Source organism: Lichenicola cladoniae, from assembly GCF_013201075.1.
Classification (GTDB): domain Bacteria; phylum Pseudomonadota; class Alphaproteobacteria; order Acetobacterales; family Acetobacteraceae; genus Lichenicola; species Lichenicola cladoniae.
The window spans coordinates 3,740,357-3,755,416 of the sequence record NZ_CP053708.1 but is presented as its reverse complement, the minus strand read 5'-3'; the positions used below and the strand labels follow the sequence as shown (position 1 = coordinate 3,755,416).

General features: G+C 66.4%; 12 protein-coding genes. 10 read left to right on the top strand and 2 right to left on the bottom strand.

The window, feature by feature from the left end:
- The first annotated feature begins 70 nt into the window (after nucleotides 1-70).
- From HN018_RS17000 to HN018_RS16970, 7 genes are read left to right on the top strand one after another with little or no spacing between them, the layout of a single operon-like run.
- Nucleotides 71-1,045, top strand: coding sequence for a substrate-binding domain-containing protein (locus HN018_RS17000; RefSeq protein ID WP_171832964.1), 975 nt, complete (start codon nucleotides 71-73; stop codon nucleotides 1,043-1,045).
- Nucleotides 1,046-1,081: 36 nt separating this feature from the next.
- Entirely contained in the window at nucleotides 1,082-2,578 is a 1,497-nt protein-coding gene (locus HN018_RS16995; protein ID WP_171832965.1) for a sugar ABC transporter ATP-binding protein, read from the top strand.
- Between the two features lie 13 nt (nucleotides 2,579-2,591).
- Nucleotides 2,592-3,581: an ABC transporter permease gene (locus HN018_RS16990; RefSeq protein ID WP_171832966.1), complete on the top strand. Its 990-nt coding sequence runs from the start codon at nucleotides 2,592-2,594 to the stop codon at nucleotides 3,579-3,581.
- Between the two features lie 29 nt (nucleotides 3,582-3,610).
- Nucleotides 3,611-4,657, top strand: a complete 1,047-nt coding sequence (locus tag HN018_RS16985) for a zinc-dependent alcohol dehydrogenase family protein (protein WP_171832967.1) — start codon at nucleotides 3,611-3,613, stop codon at nucleotides 4,655-4,657.
- Nucleotides 4,657-5,586, top strand: a complete 930-nt coding sequence (locus tag HN018_RS16980) for an aldose 1-epimerase (protein WP_171832968.1) — start codon at nucleotides 4,657-4,659, stop codon at nucleotides 5,584-5,586. Before HN018_RS16985 ends, HN018_RS16980 begins: the two co-directional genes overlap by 1 nt.
- Complete coding sequence (gene dgoD / locus HN018_RS16975) at nucleotides 5,583-6,755, top strand: galactonate dehydratase (protein ID WP_171832969.1); 1,173 nt, start codon at nucleotides 5,583-5,585, stop codon at nucleotides 6,753-6,755. The genes HN018_RS16980 and dgoD overlap by 4 nt, the downstream gene beginning before the upstream one ends.
- Nucleotides 6,755-7,531 carry an SDR family oxidoreductase gene (locus HN018_RS16970; protein ID WP_171832970.1) on the top strand — a complete coding sequence of 259 codons (777 nt, stop codon included), beginning with the start codon at nucleotides 6,755-6,757 and terminating at the stop codon, nucleotides 7,529-7,531. The genes dgoD and HN018_RS16970 overlap by 1 nt, the downstream gene beginning before the upstream one ends.
- 5 nt (nucleotides 7,532-7,536) lie before the next feature.
- Here HN018_RS16970 and HN018_RS16965 read toward each other — a convergent pair whose 3' ends face one another.
- Nucleotides 7,537-8,130, bottom strand: a complete 594-nt coding sequence (locus HN018_RS16965; RefSeq protein ID WP_171832971.1) for a GNAT family N-acetyltransferase — start codon at nucleotides 8,128-8,130, stop codon at nucleotides 7,537-7,539.
- A gap of 220 nt (nucleotides 8,131-8,350) precedes the next feature.
- On the opposite strand from HN018_RS16965, the gene HN018_RS16960 reads away from it, so the two are divergent.
- A complete protein-coding gene (locus tag HN018_RS16960) occupies nucleotides 8,351-9,421 on the top strand; it encodes a hypothetical protein (RefSeq protein ID WP_204259560.1) in 1,071 nt (356 codons plus the stop codon).
- Here HN018_RS16960 and HN018_RS28470 read toward each other — a convergent pair.
- Nucleotides 9,410-12,049: a response regulator gene (locus HN018_RS28470; protein WP_239478771.1), complete on the bottom strand. Its 2,640-nt coding sequence runs from the start codon at nucleotides 12,047-12,049 to the stop codon at nucleotides 9,410-9,412. The genes HN018_RS16960 and HN018_RS28470 overlap by 12 nt on opposite strands.
- Here HN018_RS28470 and HN018_RS16950 point away from each other — a divergent pair.
- Together HN018_RS16950 and amaB are read left to right on the top strand one after the other, a co-directional pair.
- Nucleotides 12,040-13,362: a saccharopine dehydrogenase family protein gene (locus HN018_RS16950; RefSeq protein WP_338033985.1), complete on the top strand. Its 1,323-nt coding sequence runs from the start codon at nucleotides 12,040-12,042 to the stop codon at nucleotides 13,360-13,362. The genes HN018_RS28470 and HN018_RS16950 overlap by 10 nt on opposite strands.
- Before the next feature lie 47 nt (nucleotides 13,363-13,409).
- On the top strand, nucleotides 13,410-14,969 hold the full coding sequence (gene amaB / locus HN018_RS16945; protein WP_171832972.1) for an L-piperidine-6-carboxylate dehydrogenase: 1,560 nt from the start codon (nucleotides 13,410-13,412) through the stop codon (nucleotides 14,967-14,969).
- The last annotated feature ends 91 nt before the right edge of the window (nucleotides 14,970-15,060 follow it).

The following is a 15,060-nucleotide window of genomic DNA, read 5'->3' as shown; positions in this document are numbered from 1 at the left end:
TGGCGCTACCACATCATAATACCCGCACCGGACGATCGGGAAGCAGGGATGTCGCAGAGGGAGGGTCGAAATGAGATCGTTCAGGTCGTTCATGATCATGGCGAGCGCGGTGGCGCTTGTCGGATCCGCACAGGTTGCCCATTCCGCCGATCCGGTCGGAATCGGTGCGATCTACCTCGATTCGCAAGGATACTACGCCGGTGTCCGCAAGGGCGTGCAGGATGGCGCCGCCGCCCTGAAGCGTCCGATCCGCCTGGTGGAAACCACCGCGCAGGACGATCCGTCCAAGGAAAGCGGGTTCATCGACACGCTCGTCTCCGCCAACGTCAAGGCCATCCTGCTGTCGGCCGTATCGGCCGATGGTTCGGTGCACGCGATCAAGCGGGCGCATCAGGCCGGTATCCCCATCGTCTGCTACAATACCTGCGTCAACGACACCGCGATGAAGAAATACGTCTATGCGTATGTCGTCGGCGACCCTGTCGCATTCGGCTCGAAACTCGGCGGCGCTGCGGCGGATTATTTCGTCAAGGCCGGTCTCACCGCGCCGAAGCTCGCCGTGGTGAATTGCGAGTTCGTCGAAGTCTGCATCAACCGCCGCAAGGGTTTCGAAACGGCGCTGCTGGCTCGCGTGCCCGGCGCGACGTTCGTCGACAACCAGCAAGGCACGACCGTCGACACCTCCGTGGCAGTCGCCGAGAAAATAATGACCGCGCATCCCGATCTCGATGCATTCTTCGGTGAGTCCGGCGGTGCCACGCTCGGTGCGACCAAGGCCGTGCAGCATGCCGGGAACAGCAAGGTCGTGGTCTTCGGCAGCGACATGACCAGCGATATCGGTCACGCGCTGGCGGCCCACACCATTCTCAAGGCGGTCGTGGATATCTCAGGCAAGTCGGTGGGACGCCTTGCGATCCAGCAGGCGATGGACGCCGTCGATGGCAAGAGCAAGGGCAGCCGGATCGTGCCGGCGGATATCGGCCTCTACACCACGACGGACGAGGCGAACGCTTGGCTCGGTGCACACAGCGACGGAATTCCATGATGCCGGAACGGTCGGTGCGATGACGGCCACCGGCGCATGAGCGGGCACCAGGGCCCGGTCGCGGAGCTTCGTGCCGCGACCAGGACCTATCCCGGCGTCGTGGCGCTGGACCGGGTCGATTTCAGCGTGATGCCCGGCGAGGTCCGCGCGATCCTCGGCAAGAACGGCGCCGGGAAGTCGACCCTCATTCGCCTGCTGACCGGTGCTGAAACACCCGATAGCGGGGACGTTCTTCTCGATGGCCGGCCGTTCGTCGAGTCCGGCCTGCGCCGGACCCGCGAAGCCGCCCGACGCGGGCTCCGTGCCGTCTACCAGGAATTGAGCCTGGTTCCCGACATGAGCATCGCCGAGAACATGTTCCTCGGTGACTGGCCGAGACGGTCCGGGATGCTCGATCATCACGGGATGGCCGAGCAGTCGGCGGCGGCGATGCGTCGCCTGGGGCTGACGCTCGATCCGCGACAACTCGCAAGCACCCTCAGTCCCGCATCCCGCCAGATGGTCGAGATCGCCCGCGCCTTCCTGGGCTCGCCGCGCCTGGTCATTCTCGACGAGCCGACCAGTTCCCTTGCAGCGGCGGAAGTCGATCAGGTCTGCGAGGCGGTACGCAACGCCGCGGCCGATCGGGTCGCCATTCTATACGTCAGCCATCGCATGAACGAGATCCGTCGCCTGGCCGACAGTGCCACGGTGATGCGCGACGGCCGCGTCGCCTCCACGCTTCCGGTGGCCGGCGCGAAGACCGAGGACATCGTGCAGATGATGCTCGGCGGTGCGGAACAGACGCGCGCTCCCCACAGGAGCAGGATCGGCAAGACCGTCCTGTCGGTGCGGGGGATCGCGTCGCCGCCGAAGCTCGCCGGCATCGACCTCGATCTGCATGAGGGGGAGGTGCTCGGTATCGCCGGTTTGCTCGGCTCGGGCCGTACGGAGCTCCTGGAGATCATCATGGGCCTGCGTGCACCAACGGCTGGCGAAATCCATGTTGGAACCGAGAAGATCCAGAAGCCGGGCTACAAGGCGATGATGCGTCGCGGTTTCGGCTACACGCCCGAGAGCCGCAAGGAGAACGGCATCGTGCCGTTGCTGGGTGTCGACGAGAATACGGTCCTGACCGATTTCGGCCGCGTCCAGCGTCGAGGCATCCTGTCGGCGCCGGCCATCGAGCTCGCGACCCGCGCCGTGGTCGAGCGGCTGCATGTGAAGACCGCCCGGATGCAGACGCCGATCGCGACGCTGTCGGGCGGCAACCAGCAGAAGGTGGTGATCGGCCGCTGGATCCATGCGCAGTCGCGTATCCTGCTGATGGACGAGCCGACACGCGGCGTCGATGTCGAGGCGAAGATCCAGATCTACGACATCATCCGTGCCCTTGCTGCCGAAGGACGGGCGATCCTGTTCGTGTCGAGCGAGATCGAGGAACTGGACCAGGTCTGCGATCGGGTCCTGGTCCTGCGCGACGGCATCATGGCCGAAGAACATGTCGCTCCGGCGATCGATGCCGAGCAGCTTCTCGCTGCCTGCATCGGATGAAAGGGAGCCTCCCATGAGTGCATCGACAGCGTCGTCCATCCCGGCCCGCAGGCTTCTGCCGTCCCTTTTGGGACACATGAACGAGATCGGCCTCATCGCGATCGTGGCGATACTCTATGTCGTCTTCGGCGCGATATCGCCCGGGTTCCTCAGCGTCAACAACCAGGTCAATATCCTGCGCGACGGCGCCACGATCGGCATCGCGGCCTGGGCGCAGACCCTGGTGATCGTTGCTGGCGAGATCGATATCAGCGTCGGGCCGATGGTGGCCTTCATCTCGGTCATCATGGCGTTTCTCCTGAAGTGGCACCTGCCGCTTCCTGTCGCACTGGCTGGCGGCCTGGTGCTCGGCAGCGCCCTCGGCGCGTCTGCAGGTGTGTTGCGCGCCGTGTTCACCGTGCCGTCCTTCGTGGCGACCCTCGGTCTCTGGAGTGCGCTGCGCGGGCTTGCCCTGTTCATGACCAATGCGCTGCCGATCTCGTTCGACGACAACGATACGCTGGACTGGATCGGCGGCAACCTGCTCGGCCTGCCGGTTTCGGCGATCGTGATGTTCGTGCTGTTCGGAGCCTTCGTGTTCGCGTCCCGCAAGACGGCGTTCGGACGTTCGGTCTACGCGGTCGGCGGCAATGCCAATGCAGCACATCTGTGCGGCATCAACGTGACGCGCATCCGGATCGTGGTGTTCGCGATCTCCGGCCTGATGGCGGCCATCACCGCGATCATGCTGCTGGGACGCCTGGGTACCGGGAATGCGGGCGCCGCATCGGGCCTGGAGTTCGATGTGATCGCCGCGGTCGTGGTGGGCGGCACGTCGTTGTCGGGCGGGCGCGGTTCGATGCTGGGCACGCTGCTCGGGGTACTGACCATTACCGTCATCTCGGACGGGCTGGTGCTGTACGGCATCAACTCGTTCGTGCAGGACGTGGTGCGCGGCGTGATCATCGTGGCGGCGGTGCTGCTGAACGTCGCGGCCGCGCGTCGCTCGGGCCGGCACGGCTGACACCGAATTACAGTTGAGGGTCGTTGAAGATGTCCATGATGCTTGCGGCCTACCTCCCGGGGAACGATCAGGTCGATCTGCGCGAAGTTGCTGTTCCGGTGCCGGGGATCGGCCAGGTTCGGCTGCGCATGAAGGCATCCGGCCTGTGCGGCAGCGATATCCATTATATCTATCACAAGCATGTCGGCGAGAAGGGTGCGCGCTACATGGGGGTCGTTGCCGGCCACGAGCCGAGCGGCCAGATCGAGAGCCTCGGTGCGGGCTGCCGGCACTTCAAGGAAGGCGATCGCGTCGCCGTATATCACATCTCGGGATGCGGTTTCTGCCGGAGCTGCCGAAAGGGTTACCAGATTAGCTGCACGGATCCGATGCGCGCCGCCTATGGCTGGCAGCGGGACGGTGGCCACGCCCAGTATCTGGTCGCCGACGAGAAGGATCTCGTCAAGCTACCGGACACGCTCACCTACGAGGATGGCTGCTTCATCTCGTGCGGCGTCGGCACGGCCTATGAGGGGATCCTGCGCGGGGAGGTCTCGGGAAGCGATACCGTGATGGTGGTGGGGCTGGGCCCGGTCGGGCTCGCGGCGCTGATGCTGGCCAAAGGCCGTGGTGCGAAAATGACCATCGGCGTCGACACCCAGCAGGATCGGGTGGACACCGCGACGCGGCTCGGCCTGGTGACGCACGGGTTCGTCGCCGGCCCGGACACGCTCGAGGCGGTCCGGACCGTCACGCGTGGCGGCGCAACGGTGACGCTCGACTGCTCGGGCAATGCGCGCGGACGGCTGCTGGCGCTCCAGGCGACCCATAGCTGGGGCCGCTGCGTCTATATCGGCGAAACCGGCGAGGTCACCTTCAAGGTCAGCGACGACCTCATGCACCAGCAGCGACGCATCATCGGCTCGTGGGTGACCAGCCTGCACAACATGGACCAGTGCGCCGAGGATCTTGCCGACTGGAAGCTGTATCCGCGCGATCTCATTACCGACCGCTTCGCCCTGACCGAGGCGCCGGCCGCCTATGCGCTGGCGGCAACCGGCCGGTCGGGCAAGATCATCATCCGGGTCGAGGATTGATGCCGGACGTGGATGCGGTGCGCCTGACGGCCGGTCGGTTGAGTGTCGATCTCGATCGCCGGGGCGCGGTCATTGCCGGTTTTGTCTGGCGGGATACCAACGGCATCGAGATCCCGTTGATGCGGGACGGCAGGGCGCATGGCGGCGATCCGTTGAAGGCAGCCTGCTTCCCGCTGCTGCCGTTCTGCAACCGGGTGCTGGATAACCGGTTCTCCTTTGCGGGTAGCGAGTACGAGTTCCAGCCGAACCAGCCCTGGGACCGGCATTATCTGCATGGCGATGGCTGGCTGTCCCATTGGTCGGTTTCCGCACGCACCGATACGTCCGTCGCCTTCGCCATGACCCGCGACGCTGATCGCCTCAGCCCGTACGCCTATGCGGCGACCATCAATTATACGGTGACCGACCAAAAACTCGTCGTCGCGCTGGGGGTCACCAACCAGGGCGGTAGCGCGTTGCCGTTCGGCCTCGGCCTGCACCCCTATTATCCGCTGACGCCGGGCACCACGCTCCAGGCTTCTGCCAGGGGCTTCTATCCGGAAGAAGCCGAGTTCATGCCCGGCGTACGCGAGGCGGTTCCGCCGGACCTCGATTTCCGGCAGCCGACGATGCCGCCGCGGCGCTGGATCAATAACGGGTTTGCAGGCTGGAACGGCACCGCCGAGATCGCCTGGCCCGAGCGGCAGCTGGCGTTGGCGATCGACGCGGACCTGGCCTTCGAGGATTATTACGTCTTCATGTCGGACCGTCGCTTCGAACCGGACTTTACCGGGGACTATTTCTGCTTCGAGCCGATGACCCATGCGGCAAACGCCCATCGCTCGGCCGATCTTGCCGGACTGGTTGTGCTGGCACCCGGCGAAACACTTAGCCGGTCGGTATCGTTCCGTCCGCGTGAAGCGACCGGGCTCGTCAGGAAAGCCGCATGAAAATCACCGGTATTCGTACCGTCGTCGTCAATGCCGAGATGCGCAACTGGATCTTCGTGCGTGTCGATACCGACCAGCCCGGCCTGTATGGCTGGGGCGAGGCGACGCTGGAGTGGAAGACCCGCGCGGTCGCGGGTGCGGTCGAGGATCTGGCGCCGCTCATCATCGGTCGCGATCCGCGCGATATCGAGCAGTTGCTGCGCATCATGCAAAAGCATGGTTTCTGGCGCATCGGCGTGATCGGCACCAGCGCCGTCGCCGGCATCGAGGTGGCGCTGTGGGACATACTGGGCAAGAGTCTCGGCGTGCCCGTATGGCGGCTTCTCGGCGGCAAGATGCGCGACAAGGTCAAAGTCTACACGCATCTGGGCCTCGGCCAGATCGATGCAGTGTACAATAGCATGTCGGTCGGACCGCTGGTGGAGCGCGCGCACGAGGTCCTGGCGCGTGGCTACACGGCCATGAAGGTCGTGTTCATCCCGTACACCCACTATACGGCTCCGCCACGCGAGATCGACAACGTGGCCCGGATGATGGCCGAACTGCGCAAGGCCGTCGGGGACGACGTGGAGCTGATGGTCGATTTCCACGGTCGCTGCGCCTCCGTCGGCGCGGCCCTCCACTACATCGACGCGATTGCCGAGGGACGGCCGCTGTTCGTCGAGGAGCCGCTGCCGCCACAGGACACCGATGGCATGCGCATGCTCGCGGCACGCACCCATGTGCCGCTTGCGGCCGGCGAGCGGCTGGTCGATCGCTGGGAATTCGCGCCGCTGTTCCGCGACCGTTCGATCGATATCGCGCAGCCCGATCTCTGCCATGTCGGCGGCTTTACCGAAGCGCGCAAGATCGCGGCGGCGGCGGAAGTGGCGGGTGTCGGGATCGCGCCGCATAATCCGCTTGGGCCTCTCGCCGGCGTGGCAGCACTGCATTTCGACATCGCGACCCCGAACTTCGTGATCCAGGAAGAGATGGCCGGTGCCGTGCCGTGGTACGGCGAGGTGCTGCAGGGCCCGATCCGCATGGTCGACGGATACTGGCAGCTTCCCGAAGCGCCGGGCCTCGGCATCGAGATCGACGAAACGGTCGCGGCCAGGCACCCGTTCAAGCAGGAGATCCTTGCGGCGACCGAGGCAGTGCTTCCCGATGGCACCGTGGTGGATTGGTGATGGCCGGCCGCCTCGCCGATAAGGTCGCGATCGTCACCGGCGCCGGCCGCGGCATCGGTGCTGCCATCGCCCGGCGTTTTGCGCTCGAGGGCGCTGCGGTGGTGATTGCGGAAAAGGATCCGGTGACCGGCGCCGCCATTGCGGCCGAGTTGAGCGGGCAGGGGGCTCGCGCCCTGTTCGTCGAGACCGATGTCTCGCTGCCGGCTTCGGCGGAAGCGGTCGTGGCACGGACGCTGGCCGCGTTCGGACGGCTCGACATCCTCGTCAACAATGCCGGCATCAACGTGTTCCATGAGCCGCTGCAGACATCGGCGGAGGAGTGGCGGCGCTGCTTCGCGGTCGATCTCGACGGGGTCTGGCATATGTGCCGCGCCGCCCTGCCCTCCATGCTGGAGCAGGGGCAGGGAGCGATCGTGAATATCGCATCGAGCCATTCGAGCACGATCATTCCAGGAACATTTCCCTATCCGGTCGCCAAGCACGGCCTGCTCGGTCTCACGCGAGCGCTCGGGATCGAATATGCGGCTCGGGGCGTGCGGGTGAACGCCATCGCGCCCGGCTACATCGATACCGAGATCGCCCGCGACTACTGGGCCACGTTCGCCGATCCGGCCGCAGAACGCAGCCGCGCGGAGTCGCTGCATCCGCCGAAGCGCATCGGGCGCCCAGAGGAAGTCGCGATGACCGCGGTGTTTCTCGCGTCCGACGAGGCGCCTTTCATCAATGCCGCGAGCATTGCGATCGATGGCGGGCGCTCGGTTCTCTACCACGACTGACGGTTTCAGTTCGGCGAGCGAAACTCGGCCAAGGATCGGCTGCAGTCGCTGCGTTCGTTCCATTCGCGTGACAGCATCGCGCATTCGATCTCGTCATGCCATTCGTCGCCAAGCTTGCGGCTCTCCTGCATCCGGCTTTCGATGCGCATTCCCAGCCGTTGCATGATGCGTAACGATCCCGCGTTGTCCGCCAGGCATGCCGAGGTCACCCGGTGCAGCCTGCGCGCGTCGAAGCACCACCCGAGCAGCGCGAACGCCGCCTCGGTCGCGAGGCCACGTCCGCGTGCCTCGGAATGTAGCCACCATCCCACATTTCCTTCGTCCGGCTTGTTTGCCTCCACGAACACGCCGACCTCGCCGACGATCCTGCCCTTGGCGTCCGACCGATGCTTTTGCTCGATCCCCAGCATCCGCCAGCCTGCCGCGTCCTCGGAAAGCTCTTGCTGGGCGAGCAGGAACGCCCGCGCCTCCTGCCGATCTGCGGGCTCTAGGTGCTGCGCCAGCAGCGCGGCCGGCTCGTTGCGATAGGCCAGGTAGGCATCGAGATCCGCCTCCGTCGGCGTTCGCAGTATCAGCCGCTCGGTCTCGATCCGGATCACTTCGCCCCGCCTTTCTCGCCCATGCAAGCCGCACCATCGTGACGTTACGCCACCGCTTCAAGGCGCCATCCGGTCTGTAGCAAGCCGCCGGTGGCCGCGGCGGGCAGACAGGAGCGATCGATCGTGCTACGCTCGACAAGTCATTGACCGATCGAGGAGCTTTCTGCTGTCAGCCCGGGACGCGCTGAAAATCGTTTCGGCCGAGATCATCGCATATCGGTTGTTCGACTTTTCCTACTCCGCCGATCTGGTCCAGGCAGCGGAGCTCTGGCACCGCCACACCGGCACCAGCAGCGCACGCAAACGCCTCAACACGACCTTGCCCAAGGCAATGTCCTACGACGTGCCGCCGATCGTGCTGCCGCTCGAGCCGGTGCTGCTTACGCTGCCGGACAGCCAGGTCACCGCGGTCGTTACGGCGCGGCTCTATGATTTCGGCGTGCTCACCCTCTCGCTTGCGGTGCCGGTCAAGGATCTTGGCTGGCCTGAGTTCTCCGATCTGCTGAATGCGATCGATGTGGCGGTCGGTCCGGGCTCCGACCATCCGGTCTGGATGCGCCTCGCCGGCGAGATGCATGCAGTGCTGGATACCGCGATGACGCGTCCGCAACGATCGGATCTCCAGGAAGACTACCTGGTCGGCGTGGTGCACGCCTTCGACCGGCCGATGACGGCGGCCTCGTTGCTGGACGGATACGACCTGACGCCGCTGCTCTCCGGCGAGGTTCTGCCCCTGTCCGAAGGCGCGCGCGCCGACCTGATGCGCAAGCGCTTCTCCTACTACACCGACGACCTAGTGGTGCTGACCTGGGACCGTGGCTTCCTGTACGAGCCACGGGGCGACTCCGATGTGCTGGACGTGATCGAGGTGGCGAACGCCCAGCTGCTCGAGATGCGCTACTACGACGAGCTGCTCGATGACGAACTGCCGCGCATGTACGACCTCGTCGAGAGGACCCATCGGATCGGCGGCTTCCTGAGCTCGCGCCGCTTCGCCAGCCTGGCCCGCCGCTTCTATGCGCTGGTCGCCGAAGTGACCGAGCTGACCGAGAAGGTGGACAACGCGCTGCAGGTCACCGAGGACGTCTATCTCGCCCGGATCTACACCGCGGCGCTGGATCTGTTCCGGGTCAGCGTGGTGAGCGCCGCCGTCGATCGCAAGCTGTCGATCATCCGCGATACCTACACCGCCCTTTACGAGGAAGCCTCGGGCGGTCGCGCGGCGGCCATGGAGTTCGTGATCGTCGTGCTCATTCTCGCCGAGGTGCTGCTCGCCCTGCTACGGCACTGACCGGCGAACCACCGACGCCGCCGCGACCGCGGCGACCAGGGACTTCCTGTCATAGGGCTTGCGAAGCAGCACCGCGTCCGCCAGCGGGCCCGATGCCAGGATGTCTGGACTATCGGTGCCGGTGGAGAACACCAGGCCGAGCAGCGGCCGTTGCCGCCGGGCGATGCGCGCCAGTTCCAGCCCGTCGATCCCGGGCAGGCCGAGATCGGTGATCAGCACGTCGATCTGCCCCTGCTCCAGGACCTCGATCGCCCTTTCCGCACTGGCTGCCCGGGTCACCACATGACCGTCCTCGGTAAGCAGCTCGGCGCTGTTGTCTCGGATCAGCTTGTCGTCCTCGACCAGAAGCAGCCGCAGGACCGTCCTTGACCCGGCCATGTCGCGAGCCGGCCCGCCATCGTGGTCCGGTCCCGACATCGGCAGTACCTGCCGCAGCTTCTGCGCCAGTGCCTCGCGCGTGTACGGCTTGGCCAGCAGGCCCACACCGGCATCGAGCGGGCCGCCCTGCAGGATCGCGTCGTCGGCATAGCCGGAGGTGAACAGCACAGGCAGGCCGGGGATGCGTTCGCGCGCTTTGCGGGCGAGTTCCGGACCGCGCAACCAGCCCGGCATGATCACGTCGGTGAACAGCAGATCCACGTCGGCGCCGCTCCCGATCACATCGAGCGCGCCGGCTGCATCCTTGGCGCTCAGCACTCTGTAGCCGAGCTCGCCGACCATGGCGGCGGCGATATCGCGCACGCCGTCATCATCCTCCACCAGCAGGATCGTTTCGGTGCCACCCTGCACCGGGCTGGCCGATATCGCGGGGTCGGTATCCTCGGCCCGGGTCGTTCGCGGCAAATAGAGCCGGATGGTGGTGCCGTGTCCGGGCTCGCTCTCGATCCTGATGTGGCCGCCGGACTGGCTGACGAAACCCTGCACCATCGATAGCCCAAGGCCGGTTCCACGACCCTCCTGCTTGGTCGAGAAAAACGGCTCGAACACCTGTTCGATGATATCGGGGGTCATGCCGCTGCCGGTATCGGTGACCGCGACCATGACGTAGTGGCCGGCGGATACGTCGGGCTGCAACGGCGCATCGCCTTCGGCAAGCCGGACGTTGTCCACCTCGATGGCGAGCTGGCGGCGGCCATCCCCCTGCTCCTCCATCGCGTCGCGGGCGTTGATCGCCAGGTTGAGCAGGGCGTTCTCCATCTGCGCCGGATCGATCAGCACGTTCCAGATCCGGTCGCGGATCGTGGTGCGGATCTCGATCGCCTCGCCCAGCGATCGCCTGAGCATGTCGTCCAGTCCGGCCACCAGCCGCTCGACGCAAACCACCCTGGGCACCAGCGTCTGCTTGCGGCTGAAGGCGAGAAGCTGGCCGGACAGCCTGGCGCCCCGGGCCACGCCGGCCAGCGCGTTGCCGATCCGGCGCTCCGCACGCTCGTTGCCGGCGACGTCGCGGCTCAGCAGCTCCAGGTTGCCGCTGACCACCTGGAGCAGGTTATTGAAATCATGCGCGACGCCGCCGGTCAGCTTGCCGATCGCCTCCATCTTCTGCGACTGCCGCAGCTGCGCCTCCGTGGTCGCGCGCTCGGCCAAGGCGGCCGCAACCTGCTGTTCCAGGGCGGCGGTGCGATGACGCTCCTCCGCGAGCACGCGGGCCGCCGATAGCAACGCAGAAAGCTGGGCTGCCAGCAGCTCGAAGAAGCGGCTGTAATCCGCTCCCGGCTGGACGTGCCTGTTCTCGGTCGCCACCAGCACGCCGGTGATTTCACGTCCCGCATGCAGCGGCAGAAGAACCAGCCGGTTCGCGGCCTCCACCGGCGAGCGGGCCAGCAGATGGCAATCGATCGTCTCGACCAGGCCGGTCCGGGCGACCCGCTCCAGTGCCGCCAGCCTCGGGTCGACGGCCAGGTCGCCCAGCGGCCGGACCTGATGCAGGTCGGGTTCCGGTTCGCCGCCATGGCCGGCCGTAAACCGGAGCGTGCCGTCCGGCTGGCGCAAATACACCATCGAACAGGGTGTATCGGCCAGGCCGATATCGGCCAGCACGTCCACGAAGCTGCGTGCCGCCTCGTCGGCGTGGCCGATGCCCTGGCGCAGTGAAAGTATCCGCAGCGTGTTCAACCGGCGCTCATCGACGATGCGCCTGGTCTGTTCGCTGACGATGCAGAACACGCCCTCGACCCGGCCTTCGGCACCGCGCACCGGGTTGTACGAGATGTCGAAGTAGGTGTGCTCGATGAAGCCGTGCCGCTTCTGTGCAAACAGGTGGCCGCCATCCTCGAATCCCTGTCCGGTGCGAATCACGCCCTGCAGCAGTGGTTCCAGCACGTCCCACAGCGCGGACCATCCCTCCCGCGCCGGCTTTCCAAGTGCGGAGGGATGATTGTCGCCGATCGCGACGCTGTAGCCGTCATTGTAGAACGCGATCAGCTCCGGGCCCCAGAACAGGCAGATCTGCGCACGCGAGGGAAGCAGCAGGCCGATCGCCGCCTTGAGGCCTTGCGGCCATCCGGACGGCTCGCCCAGCGACGAGGCGGACCAGTCGGTTGCGCGGAGCCGCAGCCCGGCATCGCCGCCGTCCTGCAGAAATGCGGTTGCGGCCAATAGCGCGTTGACGTCGTCTGATGCGTACACGTCGGATCCGCAGTAGCTGTCCGGGCCTGATCGGCACCGACGCATCATTTGGTCAGCGCGTGCCATCGATCAACCAGGCCGATCACGATTTCGGCACATCGGCGGCATTCGCGTCGATACGCCGAGATTGCCGCCGTATCGCCGCCGTTTGGCGTCTCGCCGTCGCCCCGGCTCGCGTCAGGATGGACATCAAGCAAACGGAGAGCCTGCCCATGCAGAAAATCGCCATCATCGGGGCAGGCAAGATCGGGACGATGATCGCCGAACTGCTGGCATCGTGCGGCAGCTACGCGGTTACCGTGCTCGATCGCGATGCCGACCAGCTGGCACGCCTGCAGACCAGCCAGCCGGTCGAGCGCCAGGTCATCGACATCGCCGACGAGGCGGCGCTGACCAACGCCCTGGGTGGCATGTTCGCGGTCCTGAATGCCGGTCCGTTCCAGCTCACCACCCGGATCGCCACCGCTGCCAAGGCCGCCCGGGCGCACTACCTCGATCTCACCGAGGATGTCGCCAGCACCCGCATCGTGCGTGGCCTGGCGGAGGGCGCCGATACCGCGTTCATCCCGCAATGCGGCCTGGCGCCCGGCTTCATCACCATCGTGGCGCACGACCTGGTGCAGCATTTCGACAGCCTGCAGGACGTGCGCATGCGGGTCGGTGCGCTGCCGCAGTTTCCGTCCAACGCGCTCGGCTACAACCTGACCTGGAGCACTGACGGCGTCATCAACGAATACTGCGAGCCGTGCGAGGCGATCGTCGACGGCATGCTGCGCCAGACCCTGCCGCTGGAGGAGCTGGAGAGTTTCGCGCTCGACGGTGTCGCCTACGAGGCGTTCAACACCTCTGGTGGCCTTGGGTCGCTGTGCGAGACGCTGGCCGGCCGGGTGCGCAACTTGAATTACCGCACCATCCGATATCCGGGCCATGCGGCGATCATGCGGATGCTGCTGCACGATCTCGGCCTGCGCGACCGCCGCCCACTGCTCAAGGACATCCTGGAGACCGCGATCCCGATCACCATGCAGGACGTGGTGATCGTGTTCGTGACCGTCACCGGGATGCGCGGGGGGCAGCTGATGCAGGAAAACTACGCCAACCATATCCGCTCGGCATCGATCGGCGGCGTCACCCGCAGCGCCATCCAGATCACCACCGCATCCGGCATCTGCGCCGTGCTCGACATGCTGGCGGCACACAAGGTGCGCGGCCACGGTTTCGTCCGGCAGGAAGAGATCGCGCTTGCCGACTTCCTCGCCAACCGGTTCGGCCGGCATTACGAGACCATCGGGCAATCCTCGCGGGCAGCCTGACGGGTGCCCCACACCATACAGAGTTCACTGCCCGGGAGCCGGAACCGATGACAATCCTCGACCAGTCCACCACGACCAGTCCCGCCTCCGTCGCCGCCGAGGCGGTCGCGCTGCTGACCGGGTTCGGCGTTGATCCGGCCTTGCTCCGACGCGGTGACCTGGTCGCCCGGTCGCCGCTGACCGGCGAGGAGACCGCCCGCCTGGCCGTGGTCGACCCTGCTTCCGCCGCACCGGTGATCGAGCGCGCGCACGAGGCCCACCTGGCCTGGCGCACCGTGCCGGCCCCGCGCCGTGGCGAGCTGGTGCGGCTGCTCGGCGAGGAGCTTCGCGCCGCCAAGGACGATCTGGGGCGGCTGGTCACGCTCGAGGCCGGCAAGGTGACGTCGGAGGGTCTGGGCGAGGTCCAGGAGATGATCGACATCTGCGACTTCGCGGTCGGGCTGTCGCGCCAGCTGTATGGCCTGACCATCGCCACCGAACGCCCGCAGCACCGGATGATGGAGAGCTGGCATCCGCTCGGCGTGGTCGGCATCATCTCCGCGTTCAACTTCCCGGTCGCCGTCTGGGCCTGGAACGCGGCGCTTGCGCTGGTGTGCGGCAACAGCGTGGTGTGGAAACCGTCGGAGAAAACCCCGCTGACCGCACTCGGCGTGCAGGCGCTGTTCGAGCGCGCCCGGCAGCGGTTCGGGGCGGACGCGCCGGAGGCGCTGTCCTCGGTGCTGATCGGCGATGCCGCCGTCGGCGCGGCGCTGGTCGAGCACCGGCTGGTGGCGCTGGTGTCGGCGACCGGATCGACCGCGATGGGACGTGCGGTGGCGCCGAAGCTGGCGGCACGGTTCGCCCGCCAGATACTCGAGCTCGGCGGCAACAACGCGGCGATCGTGTCCGACACCGCCGACCTCGACCTGGCGTTGCGCGGCGTCGCGTTCGCGGCGATGGGCACGGCCGGACAGCGCTGCACCACGCTGCGCCGGTTGTTCGTGCAGGAGGAAGTGTACGATGTGTTCGTCGACCGGCTGAAATCCGCCTACGGCTCGGTGCGCGTGGGCGATCCCCGCGTGCCCGGCGTGCTGGTCGGCCCGCTGATCGACCATGCCGCCCATGACGGCATGGTTGCGGCCCTGGCCGAGGCGAAGCAGGCCGGCGGCACGATCCATGGCGGCGACCGTGTCGATGTCGCGGGCGAGGACGCGTTCTATATGCGCCCGGCGCTGGTCGAATTCCCGCCGGGTGCGGGTGGTCAGCCGGCGATCATGCAGCGGGAGACCTTCGCGCCGATCCTGTATGTCATGCGCTACCGCAGCCTCGAGCAGGCGATCGCCCTGCAGAACGATGTCGCGGCCGGACTGTCCTCGTCGATCTTTACCCGCGACCTGCACGAGGCCGAGCGGTTCGTGTCGGTCGAGGGCTCCGACTGCGGCATCGCAAACGTCAATATCGGCCCGTCCGGTGCGGAGATCGGCGGCGCTTTCGGCGGCGAGAAGGATACCGGCGGTGGCCGCGAGTCCGGTTCGGACAGCTGGCGCGCGTACATGCGAAGGGCGACCAACACCATCAACTACGGCAAGACCCTGCCACTGGCGCAAGGCGTGGTGTTCGACGTGTGATCGGGTGTTTGTGATCAATTGATGACGACCGCCCGGCAAGGTTACGCTCGGCGGTTGCATGGGCAATGCTGGCGGCCCGTCGCAGGAGTGT

What these genes read in the sequence shown, in the direction of transcription:
- HN018_RS16990 (WP_171832966.1), top strand. Translation starts at nt 2,592, where the DNA reads ATGAGTGCATCGACAGCGTCGTCCATCCCGGCCCGCAGGCTTCTGCCG.
- HN018_RS16995 (WP_171832965.1), top strand. Translation starts at nt 1,082, where the DNA reads ATGAGCGGGCACCAGGGCCCGGTCGCGGAGCTTCGTGCCGCGACCAGG.
- amaB (WP_171832972.1), top strand. Translation starts at nt 13,410, where the DNA reads ATGACAATCCTCGACCAGTCCACCACGACCAGTCCCGCCTCCGTCGCC.
- HN018_RS17000 (WP_171832964.1), top strand. Translation starts at nt 71, where the DNA reads ATGAGATCGTTCAGGTCGTTCATGATCATGGCGAGCGCGGTGGCGCTT.
- dgoD (WP_171832969.1), top strand. Translation starts at nt 5,583, where the DNA reads ATGAAAATCACCGGTATTCGTACCGTCGTCGTCAATGCCGAGATGCGC.
- HN018_RS16950 (WP_338033985.1), top strand. Translation starts at nt 12,040, where the DNA reads ATGCGTACACGTCGGATCCGCAGTAGCTGTCCGGGCCTGATCGGCACC.
- HN018_RS16985 (WP_171832967.1), top strand. Translation starts at nt 3,611, where the DNA reads ATGTCCATGATGCTTGCGGCCTACCTCCCGGGGAACGATCAGGTCGAT.
- HN018_RS16970 (WP_171832970.1), top strand. Translation starts at nt 6,755, where the DNA reads ATGGCCGGCCGCCTCGCCGATAAGGTCGCGATCGTCACCGGCGCCGGC.
- HN018_RS16980 (WP_171832968.1), top strand. Translation starts at nt 4,657, where the DNA reads ATGCCGGACGTGGATGCGGTGCGCCTGACGGCCGGTCGGTTGAGTGTC.